This is a genomic window from Runella sp. R0.1_18 (assembly GCF_057652155.1).
In genome coordinates this window covers 1-26,177 of record NZ_JBYFCK010000031.1, presented here as the reverse complement: position 1 = coordinate 26,177, position 26,177 = coordinate 1, and the positions used below count along the sequence as shown (strand labels likewise).

Sequence of the window (26,177 nt, the reverse complement as noted above, 5' to 3'; positions counted from 1 at the left end):
TTTATCAAAATGGATTCACTATTTACTGCAGAGGCCATCGTTAGTTTGTTAACCCTTACATTCCTAGAAATTGTTTTGGGGATTGACAACATTATTTTTATCTCAATTGCTGCCAACAAACTTGCTCGTCAAGACCAACCCAAAGCGCGTAACATTGGTTTGTTGTTGGCCATGATTTTCCGCGTAACCTTGTTATTTGGAATTTCATTCATTATTTCTCTCTCAAAACCCTTTACGCACATTGACGCAGGCTGGTTTCACGCGGCCTTTTCTGGTCAAAGTGTCATCTTAGTGGTTGGTGGGCTGTTTTTATTGTACAAAAGTACCTCAGAGATTCACCATAAATTAGAAGGGGCGGACGACGAAGTTCAAAAACCCAAAGGAAGCGCCGCCAGTAAGCTGTCAAGTGTGGTCATGCAAATTGCGCTTATCAACGTTGTTTTTTCGATTGACTCCATTTTGACGGCCATTGGTCTTACCCAAAACGTCACGGTAATGATAATTTCGGTTGTACTTTCGGTGATTATTATGATGGCATTCTCAGGCCCTGTTGGCGATTTTGTCAACCGCCACCCGTCGGTACAGATGCTCGGTTTGGCCTTCTTGATTGCAATTGGATTTATGCTCATTGCCGAAGGTGCGCACCTTGCCAACGTGTCTATTTTTGGTTCTCACGTAGGATCAGTTCCAAAAGGCTATCTATACTTTGCCATTGCTTTCTCGTTGTTAGTAGAAGTACTCAATATTCAAATGCGTAAGGGAAGCAAACCTGTACAGCTTCACGACTATAAAGCGCAAGCCGAAAGAGAAGGTATTATTTCGGATAACGAAAGCGAATAATTGCGATAAACTCAAATGATAAAGGCGGCCGAGTGGCCGCCTTTATCATTTATAACTACATCAATGCAATTAGCGCGTCCACCGCCTGCTTGATGTTATCACGAACTTCGACAATGTTCGCTTCCATCATATAACAGGGAGCGGTTACGATTTTGAGTTTTTCGTCCACCACAATTTCTCGCACCGACGCCATTTCGGCCACTTGTCCAATCGACTCCATGCCTGCCGAAATAGCAGCGATTTCGTACGGAGAGGCTTCATTAGACGTTCCAACCGTCAAATGTGCGTGGTAGTCCGTTCCTTCCAAGGCTTTGGCAATGGTCGTCGGGCTCATACACAATCCTGCAATAGGTTTCCCTTGAGCTACTAATTCCACAATCAAGTTTTTAACCGATTCTAAAATCGGCCCGTTAGGCCCTTCAAATGCCCATTTGGTAATGTTTTTGGCCGTTCCAAAGCCCCCTGGCATGACCAATCCATCCAATTCCGACGCGTTAATATCGACAATGTCTTTGATATTGCCCCGCGCAATCCGCGCCGATTCTACCAACACATTGCGAGTTTCGGGCATTTCTTCGCCCGTGGTATGATTCAACACATGATGCTGATTAATGTTGGGAGCAAAACACACCGCTTCCGCCCCTGCTTCGGCGATTGCCAACAACGTAAATACCGATTCATGGATTTCTGAGCCATCAAACACCCCACTTCCGTGAAGTAAAACGCCAATTTTTTTCATATTTTAGTGAACGATTAAGTGAGACTTCCTTTTCTAAAATACAAAAATAGATGCCATTTCAATAGACTCCATACGTTGTGAAAGGGTATTTTAAAGCCCAGTTCAAAAACTTAACGTAACTTAGCCGCAATTTTTTTTTAGTTTCTAACTACACCTATACAAATGAAGTACCTCAAACTAACCTTGGCGCTTTTGAGCATGAGTACGCTTTGGGCGCAAACCAAACCAACCAAACCCGCATCGTTGGCACGTCCCAAATTAGTGGTCGGCGTTGTCGTGGACCAAATGCGTTACGATTATTGGTTCCGTTACTATGACAAATACAGTGAAGGAGGATTCAAACGACTCATGCGCGAAGGTTTCAACTGCCGAAACCACCACTATCACTACGCGCTTACGGTGACGGCGGCAGGCCACGCATCGGTCTATACGGGTTCCACGCCTGCCATTCACGGAATTGTGGGGAACGACTGGTTCGACAAACGCCTTGGCAAAGGCATGTATTGCGTAGCTGACTCAACTGTACAGCCCGTGGGTACGACCAATGCGCCTGCGGGCAAAATGTCGCCAAAAAATCTGTTGGTAAGCACCATAACTGACCAGTTACGCATCGGTACCAACTACCAAAACAAGACCATCGGAATTGCCATCAAAGACCGTGGCGCTATTTTACCAGCAGGTCACACTGCCAACGGCGCTTACTGGTTTGACAGCAAAACGGGAAACTGGATTACCAGTACGTTTTATATGAACGACCTACCACAGTGGGTAAAAGATTACAATGCAAAGAAACGTCCGTCGGAATTGATGAAGCAAAACTGGAACACCTTGCTTCCGATTGAAAAATACACCGAAAGTACGGCCGACGACCAACCGTATGAAGCCAAACTTCCTGGGGCAAAAAAATCAGTTTTCCCGTATGACTTAGCAGGAATTGCGGGTGACGCATTTGGTGTATTGGCAAGTACCCCACACGGTAATACCATTACCAAAGAAATGGCCTTGGAAGCCTTGAAAAACGAAAAACTTGGCAAAGGAAAATCAACCGACTTCTTGGCTGTAAGTTTCTCTACGCCCGACTACGTTGGTCACGGTTTTGGCCCCAACTCAGTAGAAGAAGAAGACATTTACCTCCGCCTCGACCGCGACTTGGCCGAATTGCTCAATGCCTTCGACGCACAAGTGGGCAAAGGAAATTACTTACTTTTCCTATCAGCTGACCACGGAGTAATGGACGTAACAGACCTTTGGAACAAAAACCGTTTGCCTGCGGGACGTTTGAATATCGGACAAGTAAATACGGCCGTAAAAGCGGTATTGAAAGAGAAATTTGGCGACGGAGATTTTATTCGTGCTTCCGAAAACTACCAGTTTTACCTCAACCACGATTTGTTGAAACAAAAAAACTTGTCGGTTGATAAAATCGTGGAAGCCATCCGCCCAACAATGCTTGATTTTGATGGTATAGCCGAAGTACTCAATACCCACGATTTGAGCAATGCCAACATCAACGATTATTTGCTTACCCTTTACAAAAACGGTACGCACGCCAAGCGCAGCGGAGATATTCAGATTGTGACCGAACCAGGCTGGATGTCGAGCACCATTGCTGCCACCCACGGGGCACCCTATAATTATGACACGCACATTCCATTGCTTTTTTTCGGCTGGGGAATCAAACCAGGCGAAACTTTCAGCCGTACGGCCGTCGCTGATACTGCTCCAACCGTGGCCGCATTGCTCAAACTATTGGAGCCAAGCGGAAATATCGGGCACATCATCGAAGACGTGATGAAGAAATAAAAAATACCTGATTATCAATTATCTTAGAAATGTGTGGGGTAAATGAAGGAATTTAGTCGAAGGATATTACGTTAAAAATTTGACAGGAAAAGAAATTTTCTTATCTTTCGACTAAGACATTGACCCCATACATTCAGGATATGCAACCAGAATTCGAGGAGAGACAACCCGATTGGCGGGATTCGGTTCAACGATTTGAGGTAATGCTCAAGAACCAAGAACACGATTTTTTTGATTTGGACACCTACGAACACATCGTAGAACATTACATTGGAGAGGGGAACTGGGAGCGTGCCTTGCAAGCCTGTGAGTATGGACTAGAGCATTTTCCACATTCGTTAGAGCTTTTACTGGACAAAGCACATTTACTTGCTCAAAAACAACGTTACGAAGAATCACTCGCATTACTTGAACGTGCCTCTCTTTTTCATCCCCACGACTTAGATGTCCTTTTTATGCAAGGTGGCATCTATAACATGATGGGCGATTATGAACAGTCGGTGGAAGTATATGAAGAAATGCTTCGCTACATCGAAGACGGCGATAAAGACGACGTGCTATTCCAAATTGGCCAAGCCTACCAAAACTCGGGCAAATACGACGAAGCGATAAAGTACTACAAATCATCGCTTGAAATTAACCTAGACAATGAAAGCGCGTTGTACGAACTGGCTTTTTGCCTCGAAATCATGGGGCAATTGGAAGACAGCATCGACTACTACAACGAACTCATTGACCGCGATCCGTATTCCTACAATGCCTGGTATAACCTGGGTATCGTTTATAGCAAACTTGGACGCTACGAAGAGTCGCTCCATGCGTACGATTATGCCACGGTCATCAAAGAAGATTTTTCTTCGGCCTATTTCAACATGGCCAATGCGTACATGAACTTAGACCGATTTGCAGAAGCAAATACCAATTATTTACGTACGCTTCAATACGAATCTCCCACGGCCGATTTGCATTGCCACATTGGTGCTAGTTTTGAAAAAATCAAAGACTTTGGCAAAGCCCTTGAACATTACCGCGACGCCCTCAAACTTGACAAAGAATGGGATGAAGCTTGGTACGGCGTTGCGGTTTGCTTGGCCGTTGAGGACAAATGGGTAGAGGCACTCAATTGCATTCGGAAAGCCATTAAAATCAATGAATTCATTGCTGACTATTGGTTGTTGGTGGGCGACCTCGAATACAAAATTGGGAATGTATTCTCTAGCATGGAGGCGTTTGAAAAAGCCGCAGACCTTGAACCTGACTTTGAAGATGTTTGGCTCAAGTGGTCGTTGGCGTTATTTGATCAAAGCGATTTTAAAAAAGCATTTGAAGTAGTTCAAGAAGGATTAGACACTATTCCCGACAGCGCCGCACTGTATTATCGGGCGGTGGCCTATTTGCTTCATGGTGGCGAGTACAAGGAAGCACTACTTCACCTCGAAATTGCACTCACCCTCGACTACAATGCGCATGAGCAATTGTACATCTTTTTCCCTGATTTAGAAAAGCAAAAAGCCCTGTTTAAATTAATTGAACAGCACCGTAAGTAGATTTTTGTCACTCCGAGGTCAGGAGGAGCCTATATCCAAGCGATTGTAGGCTCCTCCTGACCTCGGTATAGCAAAAGAAGCTTACTTCAATTCCAACACTAACGTGGTCATTGCTGGCACTTTTAAAGTAGCCAAATTTGAGATATTTTCTCCCGTCAAAACGTTGGTTGCCGATGTTTTTCCCTTCATGCGCTCCTCAAAACGGGCGGTTGTAAGGCCAGATTCTTTCGCGTTAGAATTCATAACCACCATGATTGTTTTGGTGTTATCATGCCTGAAATAAACGTAGATACCGTCTTGGGGTAGGTATTGCGTAAACTTCCCGCTGTGAAGGGTTGGCGTATCTTTACGGTAATTGGCCAGTTTTTTCACCAAATCAAAAGCCTCATTTTCTTTGGCCGAGCGCCCAGCAGCCGTAAATTTATTTTGTTTATCTCCTTTCCAGCCTCCCATAAAATCTTGGCGCACCTCGGCATCGGTGGGGTTTTTGGTGTTTTTCATCAACACTTCGGTACCATAGTAAAGATGCGGGATGCCGCGCGTCGTTAAGAGCCACGTGATACCCATTTTGTATTTGGCAAAATCCTCCCCTATCACCGACAAAAAGCGGTCGGTATCGTGGTTGTCCAAGAATGTTACCATCTTAGCAGGGTTTTTGTAGAAATAATCTTGCGCCAACGTGCTGTAAAGGCGATTTACTCCTCCATCCCAACTCCAAGGCTGCGTGAGGGCATCACCGATGGCCGAGTAACTTGGGAAATCGCAACTACCAGGAAGGTTACATTGAAAGGGATAGTTGACATTGTTCTGCACAAAATAATTCATAAAAGCAGGGTTAGTCACAAACGTTTCTCCAAAAATGAGCATGTCAGGGTATTCATCCAACAAGGCTTTATTACAACGATTCATAAACTCCATGTCGTTGTATTTGTAGGTATCAATCCGCCAGCCGTCCACCCCAAACTCTTCTGTTGACCACAAAGCGTGCTGAATCATGTAAGTAGCAAAATGTGGATTTCGGGCGTTGACATCGGGCAAAAATGGCATAAACCAACCATCAATCAACAATCGGCGGTCGGCCTCTGTCCCATTGGGATCAAGCATTACTTGTTCTTTGTGGCTAGTTGCGGTATAAGTGGGCCACCTATTGAACCAATCCTTCGTTGGCGGGTCCAGAAACATCCAATGGTCTTCCGAAACATGGTTATAAACAGCATCCTGAACCAGTTTCATTCCACGCTGATGCAGGGCCGCCGACAACTTTTTATAACCCTCATTGCCCCCAAAACGACGGTCAATTTTGTAATGGTCGCTGAAGTGATACCCGTGATAGGCCGCTTGCATATTACCATGAAGCTCCTTTTTTAAGCCAGTATTATTTTCAATGACGGGGGTATTCCACAACGTCGTCACCCCAAATTCTTGTAGATAATCCAAGTGACTGATAATTCCCTGAAAATCCCCTCCGTGGCGTAAATAAGGCACATTTTTATCCGCTTGCGTATCGAGCATATCCGAAAACTTATCGTTCGACTCGTCGCCGTTGGCAAAGCGATCGGGCATGAGTAAATAAATAAAATCGGCGGTGGTAATGTTGTTTGGCTTGTGTTTGCGAACCGCCAACGGGAATTGTTGCGTATTTTTAAATTTGCCATTGCTAAACACCAACTTTACAACCCCAGGTTTGGTCGTTTTGGCAATCACCAAATCTATCAAAAGGTAATTAGGGTTTTCCAGCTTTTGCGTTTTTTTTATCTGAACACCTGGATACGCCAAACTCACTTTAGCAGTACTGATGTTTTTACCGTGTACCAACAGCTGCACATTCGGACTTTTCATTCCTATCCACCAGTTAGTAGGATGCAAGTGTTGAATATCAGGATTTTGCGCGATGGCAGACATCGCCACACTACTTCCCCATAAGGCAAGCAAAAAAGTTTTTAATACGTTTATCATAGGTTTAATTATCTGTAGTACTTGAGGCCGAAGATAAAAAAAACTTTTTGGATTTATAAACAACCCTTTCGACTGTAAATCAGGTGCTGGTTCAGAAAATGTTAACCTGCGACACTACAAAATCACTAACTTTGCAACAAAAAAACAGTAACAGTTATGCCAGGAACAGAATTATACGGCGCAGAAGAGCGCAAAGAAATTAATGACGTTTTAGAGACAGGAGTATTCTTTCGTTTTAATCACGAAGCTCAGCGCAATAATATTTGGAAAGCCCGCGAAATGGAAGCGGAAGTATGTAAAGTAGTAGGGGCCAAATACGCCCATGCCGTTTCAAGCGGTTCGACCGCCATTCAGACCGCGCTTGTAGCGGCGGGTATTGGCACAGGCGACGAAGTGATTGTACCGCCATTTACGTATATCGCTTCGGTAGAAGCCGTTTTGATGATCGGTGCCTTACCAATTTTTGCCGAAATCGACGAAACACTTTGCCTTTCTGCCGAAGGAATCCGCAAAGTGATCACCCCTAAAACCAAAGCCATTTGTTTGGTACACATGTGTGGCCAAATGGCTGATATGGATGCCATTATGGAGGTTGTCAATGAACATAACCTTATTTTGGTGGAAGATGCAGGACAGGCGATGGGTGCCCATTACAAAGGGACTTTTACAGGACTTTGGGGTAAAACAGGGGCGTATTCGTACGACTTTTTCAAAATCGCTACCGCAGGTGAAGGCGGAGTATTCGTTACGAACGACGAACAAGCCTATAAATTTGCCGATAGCTATTCTGATCACGGCCACGACCACATTGGCAACAACCGTGGTATGGAACAACACCCGATTATCGGCTTCAACTACCGTATTTCGGAGCTTCATGCGGCCGTTGGCTTGGCCCAAACGCGCCGTGTTCCATACTTAGTAGAAAAAAACAACGAACACAAAAAGTGGTTGATGAACCGCCTTGCCAACGTACCTGGGGTTTCGTTTGCGCGCATCCCCGATACCGAAGGCGATTCGGCTACGTTCTTGAATTTATTGTTGCCAGATACTGAAAGTGCCCAAGCCGTAGTGGCCGAACTGAACGCTGCGGGTGTGGGTGGTTTCAACTACTGGTTTACCAACATGTACCATTTCATTAATCAGTGGGATCACCTCAAAGAAATGCGTACAGCAAGTAAATTAGCGGTTCAAGTATTGGGCGCTCCGCAAGATTATGCTAACCTTGATTTACCAAAGTCGCAAGAAGTAATTGGGCGTTTGATTTCGTTTGGTGTTCGCGTCACATGGACGCAAACCGAGCTTGAAACCCTTGCCAATAACCTCGAAAAAGCGATTCGGAAAGCAATGGCAGCTTATACTTGCTAACGGGCTTTGTTTTTAGATAGGTTTTAACTGCTTTAAAATTTTTGTTCAACATTTAAACCAAGTAAAAGCAAATGAAAACAACCGAACAAAAACTTACGGAACAGCCCAAAAGCTTGGGTCGTTGGCTCATGGAAAGCAAGCGTCAAACCCAAAAGGAAATGCAAGAGGCGTATAAAAAAAACCCGAGAATTCGAGAAATTTTTGAAAGACTAGAGGAAAAAACTAAATAATAGCGATGGAAGCATACTTATTTGAGTTTTTTCCTGATGAACATTTTTATCTTTTTAAAACAAGATATGATGTTCGCTATGCAATACGTTTCAAACCCAGCTTTTACGTTCTTGACGCCGCTCCTATTGTTTCGGATAATGTCGTGGTTTTATGAAAATTGACCAAGGTTTTCACGAAGCTGACGGCTTTAGCTATTCGGCGTCGCTAATTTTCAAGTCTGAAAATCCAATGAAAATTCAAATTATTACTGCATTGGATGATTTGGCCGCAAAATACAATCAACCTAAGTAACACATTAATTCTCTTTTAGAAATATAGATTCATGCATAAAAATTTCAAAGGAATCGAAAAAACCGTTTTTGGACGGGGAAGTTTTAGCCAATTGGGTGAAATTATCGCCCCACACCGTAGCGAAAACAACGGCTACATGGTGTTTATTGTTGACAACTATTTCAAAGGTAAAGAACTAGAAAGCCGTTTGCCTGTTCAACCTGAGGATACCGTTTATTTCATTGACGTTGACCCGCATGAGCCTACCACTGAGCAAATTGACACCTTGCGCGATGAGATTTTAGCCAGCAAAGGTTTGCCTTCGGGCATCATTGGAATTGGCGGTGGAGCCATTATGGACATTGCTAAGTGCGTGTCGTTGATGGTAACCAACGAAGGTTCTTCTACCTTGTACCAAGGGCTGAACCTCATCAAAAAACCAGGCATTTACCACGTGGGTGTTCCTACTATTTCGGGAACTGGCGCGGAGGTTTCGATGACGGCCGTATTGACAGGCCCTGAGAAAAAACTGGGTTTAAAATGCGAATGGACGGTTTTCAACCAAGTAGTACTTGACCCTGAATTGATTGCGACCGTTCCGCGCGACTGGTGGTTTTATGTGGGAATGGATACCTACATTCACTGCATCGAGTCAGAAAATGGGCAGTTTAACAATGCTTATTCGCACGCCTACGCCGAGCAATCCATGAAGCTTTGCCGTGATATTTATTTGGGTGAAAAAGCTGGACAAACCGCCGAAAACGACGACAAACTAATGGTGGCTTCGTTGATGGGTGGCTTGAGCTTGACGTATTCAGAAGTGGGTATTTGCCATGCGATTAGCTACGGGCTTTCAAAGATTTTAGGAATGCGCCACTGTTATTCCAACTGCATCGCCTTCAATCATTTGGAAGATTATTATCCAGAAGGTGTAGCCGAATTTAAACAAATGGTGGCTCAGCACAACATCACACTGCCACAAGGATTGTCGAAAGATTGGACCGATGAGCAAATCACAGCAATGGCCCATGTCTCGTACAAACTTGATCACATGTGGAATCACGCAGTAGGATATGACTGGCAAGAGAAAGTAACGATTGCCGACATCGAAGCAATTTTTAGACGATTGTAATTTTTATCCTTTCCAAGGTTCTAAACCTTGGAAAGATTTTTTCTACCATCATAAAGTATCTTCGCAAACACATTTGAGTCTCAAATCAAAAGATAATTGTTTACAAAACCATTCCAAAGTTTAAAACTTTGGAATGGTTTTTTTACCCGTCTCAAAATATGTTTTCAGATACATTTGAGCCCGAAAAGTGCTATCATATTTTTAATCACGCAGTACATAACAATTTGCTTTTTATACAAGACACAAATTATCACTATTTCCTACAACAACTTATGAAGCATACCCAATTCGTCTGCGACTTGTATGCTTATTGTTTAATGCCAAATCATTTTCATCTTTTAGCTAGAATTAAAAATCAAGAATCATTGATAGAATATTTTCATACCAAAAACCAAGCAAAAGACCCACAATATAATCCTGATAACTTTGATAAAACGACGTTCGATACGCACAAGTTTGTGATGCAACAGTTTCAAAATTTTTGTAACGGATATGCACAGGCATTCAATCGCTTTGCCAATCGGAAAGGGGTGTTATTCATGGATAATTTGAAAAGAAAAGTGGTTAAGAATGAAGTATATTTTACAAAATTGATTCATTACATCCATTACAACCCTGTGCATCATGGGTTTTGTAAAGACTTAAACGGTTGGCGTTTTACTTCTTATCATTCTTTTTTAGACAATCGAACCACTCCCTTGGCGCGTGAATATGTTCTCAATTGGTTTGGCTCTGTACAAGAATATTCTCGTTTTCATCAGTCAAAACCTGATTCAAGGTTGACTAATTTAATGGAATTATAGACTCATGAAAAAATCAGGTAAAATAAAAGCACCTCCCGCTAAATTTCAGACCAAAAGCGCGGCGGCCATTGCGAAACGAACCGAAGAAATAAACGCCAATTCTTTAAAAGGCTTGGTGATTCGTTCAACAGGTTCTTGGTACGACGTTCGTGACGAAGAAGCACAAATATGGCGCTGCCGACTGCGAGGAAAATTTAAGTTTCACGACTTAAAAGTAACCAACCCCGTGGCCGTAGGTGACCGTATTTTTTGGGAAATTGAGGACGAATCGTTGCAAACGGGCATTATTAATGACATTGAACCGCGTACCAACTATATAGCACGAAAATCGGTTCAAAAATCGGCTCACTCTCACTTACTTGCCGCCAACGTTGACCAAGCTATTATTGTAGCTACGCTCACCTTTCCGCGTACATCGTTGGGATTCATCGACCGTTTGCTGGTAGTTGCCGAATCGTTTCGGATTCCGAGTGCAATCATTTTCAACAAACAAGATTTGTTTGACGAAGAAACCAAAGAATACCAACAGTACCTCATTGATTTGTACCAAGGTTTGGGCTATACCTGTTTTACTACGTCAAGTGTTACGGGTGAAGGTGTGGAATCTTTTCGGGAGCTGCTTTCAGGCAAAATTTCGGTTTTATCGGGACACTCGGGCGTGGGTAAATCAACATTGGTCAACGCCATCGCTCCGCATCTCAACCTACGCACCAACGAAGTTTCGACCTTTGCCAACAAAGGCGTTCATACCACGACTTTTGCCGAAATGTTTGAGCTGGCGCCGTCCACCTTTATCATCGATTCACCTGGCATCAAAGAGTTGGGATTATCGGAGATTGAAGAAGAAGAAATCAGTCACTATTTCCCCGAAATGCGTGATTTGTTGAACGAATGCCGTTTCAACAATTGCCTTCACATTGATGAGCCCAAATGTGCCGTCAAAGACGCCGTTGAGGCAGGTACCATTGCCATGAGTCGCTACGAAAGCTACTTGAGTATGGTTGGTGGGCAAGACAACCGCAAATGATTTTTTGATTGACCTAAAAGCAAAAGAGGCGCAAATTGCGCCTCTTTTTTCTTGGTGGGGGTTGATTGAATTATTAATACCCTGGGTTTTGTTGAAAAACAGAAACACCTTCTGCATTTTTTGCACTACGGTCAATCTGTGTTTGAGGAATTGGGCGTACATTGTGAATGGCTTTGATGTTGGTAGCGGCTTGCGGATTGTACTTCTGTACTCTCTCAACTAATAAACCCCAACGTTTCAAATCCATCCAACGAGTTTGCTCACCCGCCAACTCACGACCACGCTCTTCAATGATTTGCTCAAAGTTCATGTCCGCTTCTTTGATGAGCATGGCATCTTTTTTACCTGGCCAACCTGCACGGAAACGTACTTGGTTGAATGCCGCTACGGCTTCCGCCTTGTTTCCTGACTGTAAATAAGCTTCTGCTTGCATCAGTAACACATCCGCCAAACGGAACACAAAATAATCGCGGCTACCTGCTTCATACGTTAGGTCAGGGCGCTTGGTATCAAAAAACTTGGTCAATGTAGGGAATAAAGCCTCATTGTACATACTTGGCACCAATACTTGGTATTTTTTGGCAGCACGCTGTGCCTTTGTCCATTCAACTCCTGGAATAAAGATAGCCGTGTCACCAGCAGCAAACGTTATCTTCGTTTTTGAATCATCAAAAGAAGGATTCAAATTTGTCCCTGGGTTATTTGATAGCCACGTATCTCTGAACGTCTTTTTGTAACGTGAGTCATTGGTTCTATCTGCAAAAAGCGTATTCAACAAATAAGAAGTAGGACGGAGGCGCTTAAATGGACGTCCGTAAAACACGTCACGCTTCATACCAGGCTGCACATCATATTGCATTCCGAAAAATAAGTGAAGGTTGTTGCCACCGTTGGTTGCACCTGTGTTATTGGTCAAGTTGGTCAATGGATCCGATGTATATTGTACTGCAAATACTACTTCACTATTGACTTGGTTGTTTTCATCAAACACACTTGCAAAATCATCCAACAACTTAAAGCCATAAGCTGTAGTTACTGTTTTACACAAAGCAGCAGCTTTTGCAAAGTCGTCAGCGGCTTTAGAAGCAGAATACGCTTTAGCTAAATATACTTTCGCCAACAAAGTTTCGGCAGCTGGTTTTGTGGCACGTCCATAGTCAGACGATTGTGCTTTTGCTTCCAATGCAGGAATCGCATCTTCCAAGTCTTTGATGATAGCGGCATACATTTCAGCATCCGAAGCTCTTTTGGTCTCCTTGGTAGGCGCAAGCGTTTCGGTTAACCGCAAATCCACACCACCAAATTGTTGGTGTAAAATATAGTAATAATGCGCTCTCAAGAACTTAGCTTCAGCAACTCTCAATTTTTTGACAGCATCCGAAACTGTTGCAGCTGGAGCCCTCTCAATAATTGCATTACAAGTGTTGATACCGCGGTAGAGTTCATCCCACGTATTAATGATATAATCGACAGTTGGGTTAAGTTGAGTATCATAAAAGTGAAAACCTTTATAACCTCCATCCGCGCCCGTCGCATAAATATCGGTGCCATACTCAGTAAGGGTAAGCCCCTGCTGAGTTGCGTAATAATATCTAAGAGTGGAATAAGCTGATTTTACCGCGTCTTCAAATCCTTTTGGGGTATTAATGTAGTCATTACCAATGCCTGATACGACTTTTTCATCCAAAAGATCCTTACATGACTGTGTTGTTAATAACAACGCTGCCACACCAAAGATTTTAATGGGTTTTATTATATTATTCAATTTCATTGTCGTGAATGTTTTAAAAGTCTTTGTTTAAAAATCTAAATTAGAACCGAACGTTCAAACCCACCGTTGTAACCGACGTTGCAGGAACAACGTTTGAGCTAACCGATGTTGTACCATTACCCGACGAAGTAATTGTTGCTTCAGGGTCGATACCATTGTACTTGCTACGGTATTCAGACCAGATTTTTGGTTGTTGAATACTCACATACAGACGTAGCGACTCTAATTTCAATTTATTAGCAACACTTTGTGGAACCGTGTAACCAAAGTTAACATTTCTTAATTTGACGAATGTTCCGTCAAAATAAATCAATGTAGTATTGTACTGAGGGAACTCTTGGGTACTGAATGGACGAGGGAACTCATTCGTTGGATTGTTTGGTGTCCAATAATCCACTTTAATTTGTTGGTAACGGCCAGCCAATTGGTTTCTATCTTGGTGGAAACCACTTACAATCATATTACCGAAACGACCAAACAAGAAGGCTGACAAATCAAATCCTTTGTAGGAGAAACGTGTTGTAAACCCTGCACTAAAGTTAGGAATATCCGAGCCGAGCAATACCCTGTCTGACGCATTGATGATACCATCCCCATTCGTATCTTGAACCTTTATTTGACCAACACCAGCTCCAAGTGGGTTCGCTTTATCACCTGGATAGAATTTAGCAGCGGTCTCTTTTTCTTCCAATTGCCAAATACCTAACTTTTTATAGTCAAAGTACGAGTTCAAAGGCTGCCCGATGAACCAACGGTTCCCTAAGTCATCCACTTTTCCGTTGTAAAGTGAGATAATCTCTTCTTTATTTTTGGTAAATGTGAAATCAGTAGTCCATTTGAAACCGCTTGCGGTATTAACATTGACAGTCGTAAAGCCTAACTCAATCCCTTTGTTACGCGTTTGACCAACGTTACGAGTCACGGCTCCAAAACCAATTGAACCTGGCAATTGATCAGACAATAGTAAGTCGGTTGTATTTGTTTCGTACAACTCCAACGAACCTTGGATACGGCCTCTCAAGAAACTAAAGTCAACCCCAATGTTAGCAGTAGCCGATGTTTCCCATTTCAAGTCAGGGTTTCCGATGGTATTTGGACGGTATCCAAAGGCTGCGGTAGTTCCCCAAGCATAGGCGGTTCTTGTCAACAACCCTTGTGTTTGGTAAGGTGCGACCCCTTGGTTACCCACTTTACCCCAACCTGCACGAAGTTTCAATAAATCTATCCAAGAAACCCCTTTCAAGAAAGGCTCATTGCTAATGTTCCATCCTAATGCAATTCCAGGGAAGTTACCATACTTAGTATTTTCACCGAAACGGCTAGAACCATCGCGGCGAATAGTAGCCGTCAAGAGGTATTTATCGTTAAAATCGTAATTGATACGAGCCATGTACGAGTTAATCGTCCATTGTGTCAAACCACTACCTACGCCCAATACTGACCCTGCGTTTCCAAGGTTATAAAACTGTTGTGTTTCTGCAGGAACACCCTGTACATCGGCAGTGTATCTTTCAAAGTTATCTCTTTGAATAGATTGAAGAACTGTGACGCCTAAGTTATGTTTTTGAGCGAAAGTTTTATTGTACGTTACAATGTTCTCCAATGTCCAGTTGAAACCAAAGTCATTGCGAGTAGAAGCTTGTGGATCTCCTAATTTACGTGCGTTGGTAGCTGCGCCAATAAAACGCCCCCAACGTGAAATCGTAAAATCTGGGCCAAAGTTTACTCGATACTTTAAGCCTTCGATGATTTTCACTTCCGCATAAATACTATTGAAGATTCGGTATTTTTTGGTATTGTCCACTTGTGCCCCTGGAACAACCTCCGCCAATGGGTTGGTCAATAAGGCATCATTCGTTGGAGAAAAGATGATGTTTCCATTATCATCATAAGGACGCGCCAATGGGTTTTGTTGAATTGTAAAACCATAGGGGTTCAGGTTTTCACCATTTCTTATACTATACATAGTGTAAGAAGAAAGACCAACCTTCAACCATTTGTTAACACTGTGGTCGATATTTGCTCTCAAAGAAATACGCGTATAATCTAATCCAGCGGTAATCCCTTTATCTTGAAAATAGCCTCCTGAGATGTAAAACTGCGTTCTATCATTTCCACCCTGTACACCTAAAGAGTGGTTTTGCATAGCTCCGTTTCTTAAAAGCAAATCCTGCCAATCTGTATTTGTACCAGCGGCAAGTCCTTTCGCTACGGCAGGGTCACCACCTAAAACTGCTACTTTGGCATCTGCAGCCGCATCTGCAACACCCGTTGGAACAGGATTTCCAGCAGCATCTTTATAACCGTTGGTAGCACGATAGGCTTCACGAACATATTCTGCAAATTCTGGCCCGCTAAACAATTGAATTTTATCAAGTGGCTTAGAAACCCCACCGTACGTATCAAACGTTACGGTCGTTTTCCCTTTCACTGGGCCTCTTTTCGTTGTTACAAGTACTACCCCGTTTGCCCCTCTGGCACCGTAGATAGCCGTAGCTGTAGCATCTTTCAATACTTCCATTGAGGCCACGTCACTTGGGTTCAAGTCTTCATAACCCGCCGAAAGAGGAATCCCATCAACTACATAAAGTGGGTCGTTTCCAGCATTAAACGAACGACGACCACGAATCAAAATTTTGGGAACTGACCCTGGTCTCGAACCTGACTGAGATACATCAACCCCAGCTACGCGACCTTGCATGGCCTGGCCAATACTGGTGATAGGCATTTCTTGGAGTTGCTTGGCTGTTACTTGCGAAATCGCCCCCGTCATTTGGCTCTTTCTCTGCGTACCATACCCCACAACCACCACTTCAGTCAATGATTTTTGATCAACCACAAACGAGACATTGATAGTTGTACGGTTTCCTACAGTTATCTCCTGTTTTTCAAAACCAACGGCCGAAAAAACCAACACGGCGCTGTTGTCTTTTACAGTCAGCTTAAAGTTACCATCAGCGTCGGTATTAGTCCCAGTTGTAGTACCTTTTACGATAATGCTTACGCCAGGGATTGCAGTATTATCTTCGGAAGATACCACCTTACCTGTCACCGTCTTATCTGCATTCACAGTTGCAGTTACTCTCACGCCACTGCCATTCGTTGGTGGGGTTTTGGCCTCTGCCCCAGATGCACTAAGCACCACAGCCGCCGCCCACACACTACACAAGATAGAAATTTTCCTCATGATTCGTCAAGGTGATTTTAAGTAGGAGATTGAATTATTTTGGGTTTTTGTATTTACTAATAGGTTTGAAACACATTCGAGTTTAAGATTCCTCTTCAAAACAGACAATATTTTATCCAGATTATTCTACGCAAACGTTATCGGGAACGTTGCCAAAATGGTAGTTTTCAAATTCAAAGTTGGTTTTATTCCCTTTTTTCAGGCATATTACCCTTGTTTTTACTTTGAACAATCGACTAATTTTTTGTACTATTTTAATATCAACAAGTTATATGAGTACACCAATCGGCTTTTTCTGCCGATGTACTTATTTCTAAAAAATTTTCCAGAGAATCAAACCAAGGAGAGTAACCCCTACCACTAGGGCAATAAACCAGCGAATAAAATAAAGAGCAGAAGCCAAAGGTTTGACTTCTTGATCGAGGGGGTCAATTTCGGGAATGGTGTTTACAGTCTCAATCACACGCTTCCAAAGCCCACGCACCTCTTGGGCAGACATACCCATGTAAGCATCCGACAATTGGCCTACCAATGCCCGTGCTTCTTCGACTTCATCTGATTTATAGGGGTGATTATTGAGCCAAACTTGCCAGAAGTTACTCAATTCCATATCGTCAGGTTGCTGCACCCACTTTATAAAAAGTGGTTCTGCTGCAAAATCCTCAACGGTGTACTGAGCAAAATTTTTCATCGGGTACTTTGGCAATTCAACAAAGAATAAATACTGCCAAATAAGCGACCAACTCCAAGATTCTACTGACAAAAACCTAAATTTTAGAAACAGACTTTTAAGTGTCTCTTAATCGTAGTTAATACGGCTTACGATACTGCGCCCAAGGGTGATTTCGTCGGCATACTCCAAATCACCCCCGATGGGGATGCCACGCGCTATGGTTGAGGTTTTTACGCCAAAAGGCTTTAATTTTTTCTGTAAATAAAAGGAAGTTGTATCGCCCTCCATGGTAGGGCTAAGGGCCAAAATAATTTCTTTGACCTCAGTGTTGCTTTGTAAGCGCGAAAGCAAACTTTCGATGTTCAAATCGCTCGGGCTTATCCCTTCTAGCGGCGAAATTATCCCCCCTAGTACATGATATAACCCATTAAATTGCCCCGTATTTTCAATGGCTAGTACGTCACGACTGTCTTGTACAACGCACAAAATACTACGGTCGCGTTTGGTACTGAGGCACACCCCACAGAGCTCATCATCCGAAATATTGTGACACTGTTTGCAGTACTGTGTTTTTGTTCGCACTGCCACCAAAGCGGTGGCCAAGCTTTGAACATCTTTTTCTGGCCGTTTGAGCATGTGTAACACAATACGAAGCGCGCTTTTTTTTCCGATACCAGGCAATTTGGCTACTTCACTAACGGCTTCTTCGATCAGTTTGGAGGGGAAATTCATGTAGAGCTATAAACGAATATTTTACAAAAATACGAATTGTAGCAGCATTCTGCAAAGGCTTTTTAGGTGCTTAACTCTTGTCAATGACAATTGCAAAAGCTGACGACAATCAGTTTTTGTGTGTGAGAGATGTTACAAAAGGCCGTGGGGTAACCCCCTACTTTTGTCCCAACAATTAACAACACAAAAACACATTTACCAACATGAAAATCGAGCAAATTTACACGGGATGTATTGCCCACGCGGCCTATTATTTGGAGAGCAACGGCGAAGCCGCCATTTTTGACCCCCTCCGCGAAGTACAGCCGTACATCGACCGTGCGGCCAAGGACAATGCCAAAATCAAATACGTTTTTGAAACCCACTTCCACGCCGATTTTGTCAGTGGTCATTTGGATTTGATGAAAAAAACGGGTGCAACTATTGTATTTGGACCTACGGCCAAACCTGCCTACGAAGCTACTGTTGCCGAAGACAATCAACTTTTTCAGGTTGGCAACTGCACCGTTAAGGTCATTCATACGCCTGGGCACACCATGGAGAGTACGACCTATTTGCTTATCGACGAAAACGGCAAAGAACACGGTCTCATTACGGGAGACACCTTATTTATAGGGGACGTTGGTCGGCCTGATTTGGCACAACACGTCATTGCGGATTTGACAGAAGAAAAACTAGCTGGGTATCTTTTCGATTCGTTACGAAATAAAATCATGCCCCTCAGCGACGACCTCATCGTGTACCCCAACCACGGAGCGGGTAGTGCCTGTGGTAAAATGATGAGTAAAGAAACAACCGACACGCTCGGTAACCAGAAGAAATTTAATTATGCACTCCGCCCTGATATGACCAAGGAAGAGTTTATCAAATCTCTATTAACAGGTCTTACAACGCCTCCAGGTTATTTTCCACAAAACGTACTGATGAATATCAAGGGTTACGAGAGTCTGGACAATATCATGGATCGTGGAAACCGCCCGCTTTCGGCCGAAGAATTTGAGACGGCAGCCAACGAAACCCAAGCACTGGTGCTCGACACCCGCAGCGCAACCGATTTTGCCAAAGGGTTTATTCCTAATAGTATCAACATTGGCATCGACGGTAGTTTTGCCCAATGGGTCGGTGAAATGATTCCTGGCGTAAAACAAGAGATTTTGCTTGTGACCGACAAAGGCCGTGAAGAAGAGTCCATCATCCGTCTTTCTCGGGTAGGCTATGACAATACATTGGGCTATCTAAAAGGTGGATTTAACGCTTGGAAAGCTGCCAACAAAGACATCGAAACCGTCGATAGAATCACCGCTGAGGAGTTTGCAGAACAGTTCACGACGCAGCAGCCGATTGTGATTGATGTGCGCAAAAAAAGTGAATTTGATTCAGAACACGTGGAGGGTGTCACCAATATTCCATTAAATACCATCAACCAACATTTAGCCGAATTTCCGAAAGACAAACCGTTTATTTTGCATTGTGCAGGCGGCTACCGCAGTATGCTGGCATCGTCGATTTTAAAATCTAGGGGTTGGGATAATTTTGTGGACGTAGCAGGTGGATTTTCAGCCATCAAGGCCACCGCTAAAGTTCCCGTTTCAGATTATGTATGTCCAAGTACATTGTTATAATAAACTGCTTATTGTATAACAGAAAAGCCCCTGCCGAAGCGGGGGCTTTTCTGTTTATAGATTCTATAAAAACCTCTACGTTTTTCCTAAAAAAAACATACGCGCGTATTTATTATATGAATCTATCCTATATTCTATTATTTTACAACAATTACCATTGACTACACAACTCCACACAAATCTCTGATTATCAAAGCAAAATACGTATATATAAAATCAAAAATTCAACTTTATTAAGATAATATTTAATTTTTATACTACAAAAACCAGTAATGAATCCCTTTATTTTGCTTTTATGTAACAAATCCCATTTGTCACACCTATTCTAAATCCATTTCTATTTTTATGCCATTTAATATATACTCCTCAAAAGAACTAGGTATTAAATACATCTAGATTCTCTCAACTTTATTGGCTTTACATTACCAGGCTTTTCCTCAAAAGCCCAAAGCATTCCTTATATACTAATTTTTCTACTTACTTTTTAAAACTTCTGTTACTATGGAGAAAATCTCCCTATCACCACTTAGGTACGCCCTTCTGTATGGTGCATTTGCTATGGGCCTTCATTTAGTCACGCCTAGCTGGGCATCCCCCAGTGCACCACCTCATTTGGCACTTCAGCTGACGGATAAAACCGTGACAGGGCAAGTGCTTGCCAAAGAAGATAACTCCCCACTCCCAGGAGTGACGGTCGTAGTCAAAAACACTACAAACGGCACCACCACTGATGCCGAAGGCAAGTTTAAACTTAATGTCACCGACAATAGTGCCATTCTCGTTTTCTCGTCAGTTGGGTACATTTCACAAGAAATAGCGGTTGGCTCAAGAGCAAGCATTACTTTGAGCTTAGAATCGGATCAAAAAATCCTGAATGAAGTGGTAGTAATCGGATACGGCACCCAAAAGAAGAAAGATTTAACGGGAGCAGTATCACAAATCAACACCACAAAACTCGAAAATGAAAACCCCAACTCTGTCCAAGATATTTTGCGCGGAAACGTAGCAGGATTAAACGTCGGCATGTCACCCTCAGCCAAGGGTGGAGGAAGCTTGCTGGTACGGGGCAGAAACTCTCTCAATGCGGCCACCAGCCCCCTACTCGTCCTTGATGGCGCGATTTATTACGGCGAATTGTCAGACGTCAATCCCAATGATATCGAGACCATTGACGTGCTCAAAGATGCCAGTTCTGCTGCGGTATTTGGGGCAAAAGCAGCCAGCGGAGTCATTTTGATTACGACAAAAAAAGGACAAGAGGGTAAACCGAGGGTAAATATCAACTCAAACTTTGCAGTAGCAAGTGTCGCTCGCAATCAGGAGGTTTTGAGCCCACAAGGTTTTATTGATTGGAGAAGCGATGTGATGAAAAACATCAACGCAAACTATAAACCAGGGCAATTCAACAATCCAGAGCAACTTCCCTCTGGCGTTACCCTAAACCAATGGATGGCCTACGATGGTTCATCGGGCGACCCTACCACCGTTTGGCTGCAACGCCTCGGAATGCAACCCATTGAGATTGAAAACTACAAAGCGGGCAAAAGCACCAATTGGTACGACATGATTTTTCAAAATGGTCTTCGTCAAGACCATACCGTGAGCGTATCAGGACGTAAAGAAGGTACGTCCTATTATATGTCAATGGGCTACCTCGACAACAATGGGATTATTTATGGAGACCGTTTTAAAACCATTAGAGGCCGTATTAACCTCGAAAGTAAGGTGACAAAATTTCTGTCAATAGGCATGACGACACAATTTGCCGACCGCGATGAAAGCCAAGTTCCCGTAGATTGGGGATTAGCTCGTACTCTTTCTCCTTGGGGCTCAGAGTATGATGCCAACGGTAGCTACACTTGGCGCCCCAACAACGAAGCAAGTGGTGGGAAGCATCCTTATTATGATCGCAGCTTCATTGACCGTAGAACCAAGTTTACTACCCTCAATACAACCTTGTTTGGTTTTGTAACGCTTCCGTTTGGAATCACCTACCGAGTAAACTACACGCCTCAGTTTGAGTTTTATGAAAGATACAACCACGAGTCATCGAAACACGCCGAATGGGCAGCCGTGGGAGGAACCGTCAGCCGCCAGCAGCGAAAAACGTTCTATTGGCAAGTGGATAACATCCTTAAATGGAACAAAACGTTTGGAATCCATAATTTTGATGTGACACTCCTTTCCAACGCAGAGAAATTCCAGCGCTGGGACAACACAATGACCAACCGAGGTATGCTTCCAACGGATGTACTGGGGTATCACGGCATCGGAACGGGCATTAACCCAACCGTATCTAGCAACGACGAATATAGCACAGGCGACGGTTTGATGGCACGTTTGTTCTATTCTCTTTATGACCGCTACATGCTTACCCTTTCCACCCGCCGCGATGGCTATTCAGCATTTGGTCAGAAAAACCCCCGCGCGCTTTTCTCGTCAGCGGCGTTGGGTTGGGTATTTACGGATGAAAAGTTTTTCAAAAGCTCTTGGTTGAACTACGGAAAGCTCCGTTTCTCGTGGGGAAGCAACGGTAACCGCGACATCGGTCGCTATATCGCACTCTCTGACCTTACCACTGGAAAATACATTTACATCAAAGCCGATGGAACGCCTTATTTGGTGAATCAATTGTACGTAAGCCGAATGCAAAACCCGAATCTCAAATGGGAACGTACATCTTCTTTTAACTTTGGGCTAGATTTTGGTATTCTTAACAATCGTCTTGATGGCTCTATCGAAGTATATAAATCATCTACCAAAGATTTGTTGGTGCAGCGCTCTTTGCCAAATATCGTTGGATTTGACTGGGTCATGGACAACCTCGGGGAAGTTCAAAACCGTGGGTTTGAGATTAGCCTCAACTCAGTGAATATCAACAAAGCAAATTTTGCTTGGCGCTCTACGTTCAATTTACAGCTTAACCGAAATAAAATCGTACACCTCTACGGAGATTATGATGAAAACGGAAAAGAAATCGACGACGTTGCCAACCGCTGGTTTATTGGCCGTTCGATTGATGAAATCTGGAATTATCAAGTGGATGGAGTTTGGCAAGCCAATGAACAAGCTGAAGCAGCCAAATATGGGGTAAAACCTGGCGACTTCAAAATCAGGGACGTAGATGGTGATGGGAAATATACCAATGCCGATAAAGATTTCCAAGGCTGGACTAACCCACGTTTCCGCTGGACTTTCCGCAACGAGTTTAAACTTTTCAAAAACTTCGACGTGTCGATGGTCATGTACTCCTATTGGGGACACCAGACTAGCTTCAATCAAATGAAAAACCGTGATGGCTTCCTCGACCGCACAAGTTCCTACGTATTCCCTTATTGGACACCCGAAAACCCTTCAAACGAATGGGCACGTTTGTACTCCAGCGAAGGGGGGGCGAGTGGATTCAGCGTTTATCGTGATCGCTCATTTATTCGACTCGACAACATCTCAGTTGCCTACACCGTTCCTAAATCCCTTATCCAAAAAGCCAATATTCAGAATCTTAAGTTCTTCGGTTCGGTAAGAAACGTCGGCTATTACGCACCAAAATGGAATTTCTGGGATGCAGAAACTGACGACAGCGGCAACAACGTTCCTGCACCGCGTATTATTAGCTTTGGGATTGATCTTACGCTCTAATGGAGTAGTTTTTTCAAATTTATTTATCGAAAATCATGAAACTTACGCATATAACTTCCCAATCTGTCGTTTGTGTTGCGACACTCCTCTTGGGGACAACCCTCGCTAGTTGCGACAAATCGTGGCTTGAGCCTAAGCCCCTTTCATTTTTTGCCCCCGAAAACACCTTCAACGACCCCAGCGGACTACGTGCCACTCTGGTCGCCTGTGAACGAAACCTTCGTATCGAGTGGTACGGTGATGCACCACCAATGGTGACAGAAGCCATTTTTTCGGACATCGCCGTCGAAGGAACCACCGATAAATCAGGGCCTGCCCAAAACATGGACTTACAGATTACTCCTGATGCCCAACTTAACCACACCGACTACAACAAAATTGGCTGGTATTGGATGGAAGGGTATCGAGGTATTAAATATGCAAATGCTGCCATCACCCGCATTGACCAGCCAAAGTACAAATCAGAACAAGAACGTAACTCAATTTTGGGCGCGGCCTATTTCCATCGCGCATTGCGTTATTATCGCCTCACTCACCAATTTGGGGATGTCCCTTTAATTTTGGAGGAAGTCAATACGCCAAAACTTGATTATTCTTCGACCAAAAGAGAAGTTATTCTCAAAAAAATGAAAGAAGACCTTGAGTTTGCAGAAAAATGGGTACCTGTTGTGGCAGACAAAGGCACGGTAAATCGTGGCTCAGTAAGTCATTTATTAACAAAAATAAACTTAGCGCTTGGACTATTCGACGACGCCATCAAATCGGCAACCAATGTCATCGACGGAGGAAACCATAGTTTAATGCGGAATCGTTTTGGCGCTACGCAAAGTGATGTCACCAAAAATGTTATCTGGGACCTTCATCGCCCCGAAAACAAAGCTATTCCTGCCAATCGAGAAGGTTTAATGTTTGTCATTGACCGTTTATTAATGGAAGGAAACTATGACGGCGGCATTCAAATCATGCGAAATACCGTACCATTTTGGCACAATAACATCAATACGCCTACTGGAAACCGAGGTACGATTGACACGCCAAATTTGGAGTTTGACCAAGTAAATAAATTTGGACGCGGGATTGGTCGAGTTCGTCCTACCCGATATTCGACCCATACATTATGGGACGATCCAAATGATTTGCGTCACGCTCCAGGCAACTGGATGAGAATGCAAGACTTGGTTTATAACAATCCTGGAATCAAAGGGCGTGATACTTTCTACGGCCAAAATCTTCAACTCCGCACAAGTGCTGGGGCGTTATTGACGATTGATACAATTCGTTGTTGGTTCGATTGGCCACACTACAAATTGTTTATTCCAGACCCTGAACGTGTTCAAGCAGCAGGTGGACATACCGACTGGTACGTATTTCGTTTGGCCGAGACCTATTTATTACGAGCTGAAGCTCATTTCTGGAAAGGTGATTTAGCAAGTGCAGCAACCGACCTCAACCAAGTGAGAACCCGTGCTGGTGCAGCACCTTTGGCCGCCAATAAAATCAATATTGGTACTATCCTTGACGAGCGGGCGAGAGAGCTTTATTTTGAAGAACCTCGTAAAACCGAGCTTACGCGTATTGCCTATATTTTAGCCCAAACAGGAAAACCTGCCTACAATGGCAAGACATATAGCTTGGCTAACTTTTCGGACAATAATTTTTTCTTTGACAGAGTTATCGAAAAGAGTAATTTTTACAACAAGGGTGTAAAAACGCGCCATGGAGACGAATATAAAATGAGTCCTTACCATGTGTTATGGCCTGTACCTCAAAGCGCCATTGATGGAAACTCCAAAGGAATCATCAACCAAAATAAAGGGTATGCTGGCTACGAACGCAACATACCCGCTTTGACAAGTATTCAAGGGAAATAAAATCAATTTAGTATTTACGAAAAAAGCGAGGCTTTGCGCCTCGCTTTTTTATGAAAATAATCTAACTATTACAATTTCACCACTTTGAGTGTTGTTAGGGATGTTTTCACTATGGAGAACTTATCAACTTGGTTCATATCACTCGTCTTTTAGACCCCTCTAACTGAGTCTCTTAATTTCTCTAGTGACAAGTTTTTCTGAAATTGTTGGTACTTTTTGGGTGAAACGCCAAAATGTTTTTGAAACATCTTGGTAAATTTTATCGGATGGGCATACCCAATAATCTTAGCAACCGACGTAATGGTATATCCACTTCTGATAAGGTTTGCAGCATGATCCATTTTTTTCATCATATAATACTGGTGAAGGGTAACGCCGTAGTACTGTTTAAAAACTCGCTTAAACGTGCTTTCTCTCATACTAAGTTCTTCACAAATATTATCTAAAGATGGAAGTTCTGATTCGAAGTTTGGCCCTATATATTTATTAACTACTTGTTCTAATTTGTCAACAACTATGTTAGGGTATTCGGGCTGTTCTTTTTTTGGAACTTCTACCCTTTCGATTTTAGTAACAGTTATTTCGCTTTGTTCTTCACAAGGCTTAGAGGAATAACCTATTGAAAAAGGAATTCTTTTTTCAATTAAATCTCCTTCTATTCGTTTAAAATCTTCGATGTTTAAAACAATGGTTAACTGTTCTTGCGAGGTGGAGTTTTTCTTAGCGTTCATTGAAACGTTTTTTATAAATCTTCGTAAAACCTGAAATATGGCTGTAGCCTATTTTTAATGCAATCTGCGATAGTGTATATTCTCCCGTTTGATGCATTCTACGGGCATACACCAGTTTATGTTCAAGCAGGTATTGATAAGGGCTTTGTCCATATATTTTCGTAACTGTTTAGGTACGCTATTTGCATAGATGAGATTATGGAAGAGTTGATTAAAGAAATATCGGACTTGAAGGCGT

19 protein-coding genes are annotated in these 26,177 nt (G+C 43.1%); 11 read left to right on the top strand and 8 right to left on the bottom strand.

Translation table 11 applies throughout. The features are described 5' to 3' along the window. The first annotated feature begins 9 nt into the window (after window positions 1-9). Window positions 10-840: a TerC family protein gene (locus AC23P2_RS28815; protein WP_487776406.1), complete on the top strand. Its 831-nt coding sequence runs from the start codon at window positions 10-12 to the stop codon at window positions 838-840. A 55-nt stretch (window positions 841-895) separates the two neighbouring features. Here AC23P2_RS28815 and elbB read toward each other — a convergent pair whose 3' ends face one another. Next, entirely contained in the window at window positions 896-1,579 is a 684-nt protein-coding gene (gene elbB / locus AC23P2_RS28810) for an isoprenoid biosynthesis glyoxalase ElbB (RefSeq protein ID WP_487776405.1), read from the bottom strand. Between the two features lie 162 nt (window positions 1,580-1,741). Here elbB and pafA point away from each other — a divergent pair, with 162 nt between their 5' ends. Together pafA and AC23P2_RS28800 are read left to right on the top strand one after the other, a co-directional pair. After that, a complete protein-coding gene (pafA, locus tag AC23P2_RS28805) occupies window positions 1,742-3,382 on the top strand; it encodes an alkaline phosphatase PafA (protein ID WP_487776404.1) in 1,641 nt (546 codons plus the stop codon). A 140-nt stretch (window positions 3,383-3,522) separates the two neighbouring features. Continuing rightward, window positions 3,523-4,929 carry a tetratricopeptide repeat protein gene (locus AC23P2_RS28800; RefSeq protein WP_487776403.1) on the top strand — a complete coding sequence of 469 codons (1,407 nt, stop codon included), beginning with the start codon at window positions 3,523-3,525 and terminating at the stop codon, window positions 4,927-4,929. An 81-nt stretch (window positions 4,930-5,010) separates the two neighbouring features. Here AC23P2_RS28800 and AC23P2_RS28795 read toward each other — a convergent pair whose 3' ends face one another. Continuing rightward, the gene (locus AC23P2_RS28795; RefSeq protein ID WP_487776402.1) at window positions 5,011-6,885 is read right to left on the bottom strand and encodes a glycoside hydrolase family 13 protein; all 1,875 of its coding nucleotides are present in this window, start codon (window positions 6,883-6,885) and stop codon (window positions 5,011-5,013) included. 156 nt (window positions 6,886-7,041) lie between these two features. Here AC23P2_RS28795 and AC23P2_RS28790 point away from each other — a divergent pair, with 156 nt between their 5' ends. From AC23P2_RS28790 to rsgA, 5 genes are all read left to right on the top strand, one after another. Then, a complete protein-coding gene (locus AC23P2_RS28790; RefSeq protein WP_487776401.1) occupies window positions 7,042-8,250 on the top strand; it encodes a DegT/DnrJ/EryC1/StrS family aminotransferase in 1,209 nt (402 codons plus the stop codon). Between the two features lie 381 nt (window positions 8,251-8,631). Then, the gene (locus tag AC23P2_RS28785) at window positions 8,632-8,772 is read left to right on the top strand and encodes a hypothetical protein (protein ID WP_487776400.1); all 141 of its coding nucleotides are present in this window, start codon (window positions 8,632-8,634) and stop codon (window positions 8,770-8,772) included. Between the two features lie 31 nt (window positions 8,773-8,803). After that, window positions 8,804-9,883 carry an iron-containing alcohol dehydrogenase family protein gene (locus AC23P2_RS28780; protein WP_487776399.1) on the top strand — a complete coding sequence of 360 codons (1,080 nt, stop codon included), beginning with the start codon at window positions 8,804-8,806 and terminating at the stop codon, window positions 9,881-9,883. Between the two features lie 272 nt (window positions 9,884-10,155). After that, window positions 10,156-10,686 carry a transposase gene (locus AC23P2_RS28775; RefSeq protein WP_487776398.1) on the top strand — a complete coding sequence of 177 codons (531 nt, stop codon included), beginning with the start codon at window positions 10,156-10,158 and terminating at the stop codon, window positions 10,684-10,686. A gap of 4 nt (window positions 10,687-10,690) precedes the next feature. Further along, window positions 10,691-11,713, top strand: coding sequence for a ribosome small subunit-dependent GTPase A (gene rsgA, locus AC23P2_RS28770; protein WP_487776397.1), 1,023 nt, complete (start codon window positions 10,691-10,693; stop codon window positions 11,711-11,713). Between the two features lie 73 nt (window positions 11,714-11,786). Here the strand turns inward: rsgA and AC23P2_RS28765 are convergent, their stop codons facing one another. The 4 genes from AC23P2_RS28765 to recR form a co-directional block, all read right to left on the bottom strand. Then, window positions 11,787-13,484: a RagB/SusD family nutrient uptake outer membrane protein gene (locus AC23P2_RS28765; protein WP_487776396.1), complete on the bottom strand. Its 1,698-nt coding sequence runs from the start codon at window positions 13,482-13,484 to the stop codon at window positions 11,787-11,789. A gap of 40 nt (window positions 13,485-13,524) precedes the next feature. After that, a complete protein-coding gene (locus AC23P2_RS28760; protein WP_487776395.1) occupies window positions 13,525-16,671 on the bottom strand; it encodes a SusC/RagA family TonB-linked outer membrane protein in 3,147 nt (1,048 codons plus the stop codon). A 313-nt stretch (window positions 16,672-16,984) separates the two neighbouring features. After that, window positions 16,985-17,362 carry a hypothetical protein gene (locus AC23P2_RS28755; RefSeq protein WP_487776394.1) on the bottom strand — a complete coding sequence of 126 codons (378 nt, stop codon included), beginning with the start codon at window positions 17,360-17,362 and terminating at the stop codon, window positions 16,985-16,987. Between the two features lie 108 nt (window positions 17,363-17,470). Further along, on the bottom strand, window positions 17,471-18,076 hold the full coding sequence (gene recR / locus AC23P2_RS28750) for a recombination mediator RecR (protein ID WP_028522309.1): 606 nt from the start codon (window positions 18,074-18,076) through the stop codon (window positions 17,471-17,473). Between the two features lie 203 nt (window positions 18,077-18,279). On the opposite strand from recR, the gene AC23P2_RS28745 reads away from it, so the two are divergent. The 3 genes from AC23P2_RS28745 (at window position 18,280) to AC23P2_RS28735 (ending at window position 25,208) form a co-directional block, all read left to right on the top strand. Next, window positions 18,280-19,698 carry an MBL fold metallo-hydrolase gene (locus AC23P2_RS28745; protein ID WP_487776393.1) on the top strand — a complete coding sequence of 473 codons (1,419 nt, stop codon included), beginning with the start codon at window positions 18,280-18,282 and terminating at the stop codon, window positions 19,696-19,698. A gap of 501 nt (window positions 19,699-20,199) precedes the next feature. Further along, window positions 20,200-23,337: a SusC/RagA family TonB-linked outer membrane protein gene (locus tag AC23P2_RS28740; RefSeq protein ID WP_487776392.1), complete on the top strand. Its 3,138-nt coding sequence runs from the start codon at window positions 20,200-20,202 to the stop codon at window positions 23,335-23,337. Between the two features lie 35 nt (window positions 23,338-23,372). Further along, window positions 23,373-25,208, top strand: a complete 1,836-nt coding sequence (locus tag AC23P2_RS28735; protein WP_487776391.1) for a RagB/SusD family nutrient uptake outer membrane protein — start codon at window positions 23,373-23,375, stop codon at window positions 25,206-25,208. A gap of 149 nt (window positions 25,209-25,357) precedes the next feature. Here AC23P2_RS28735 and AC23P2_RS28730 read toward each other — a convergent pair whose 3' ends face one another. Beyond that, entirely contained in the window at window positions 25,358-25,939 is a 582-nt protein-coding gene (locus tag AC23P2_RS28730) for a helix-turn-helix transcriptional regulator (protein ID WP_487776390.1), read from the bottom strand. Further along, a complete protein-coding gene (locus AC23P2_RS28725) occupies window positions 25,929-26,051 on the bottom strand; it encodes a helix-turn-helix transcriptional regulator (protein ID WP_487776389.1) in 123 nt (40 codons plus the stop codon). The genes AC23P2_RS28730 and AC23P2_RS28725 overlap by 11 nt, the downstream gene beginning before the upstream one ends. Window positions 26,052-26,177 lie beyond the last annotated feature (126 nt).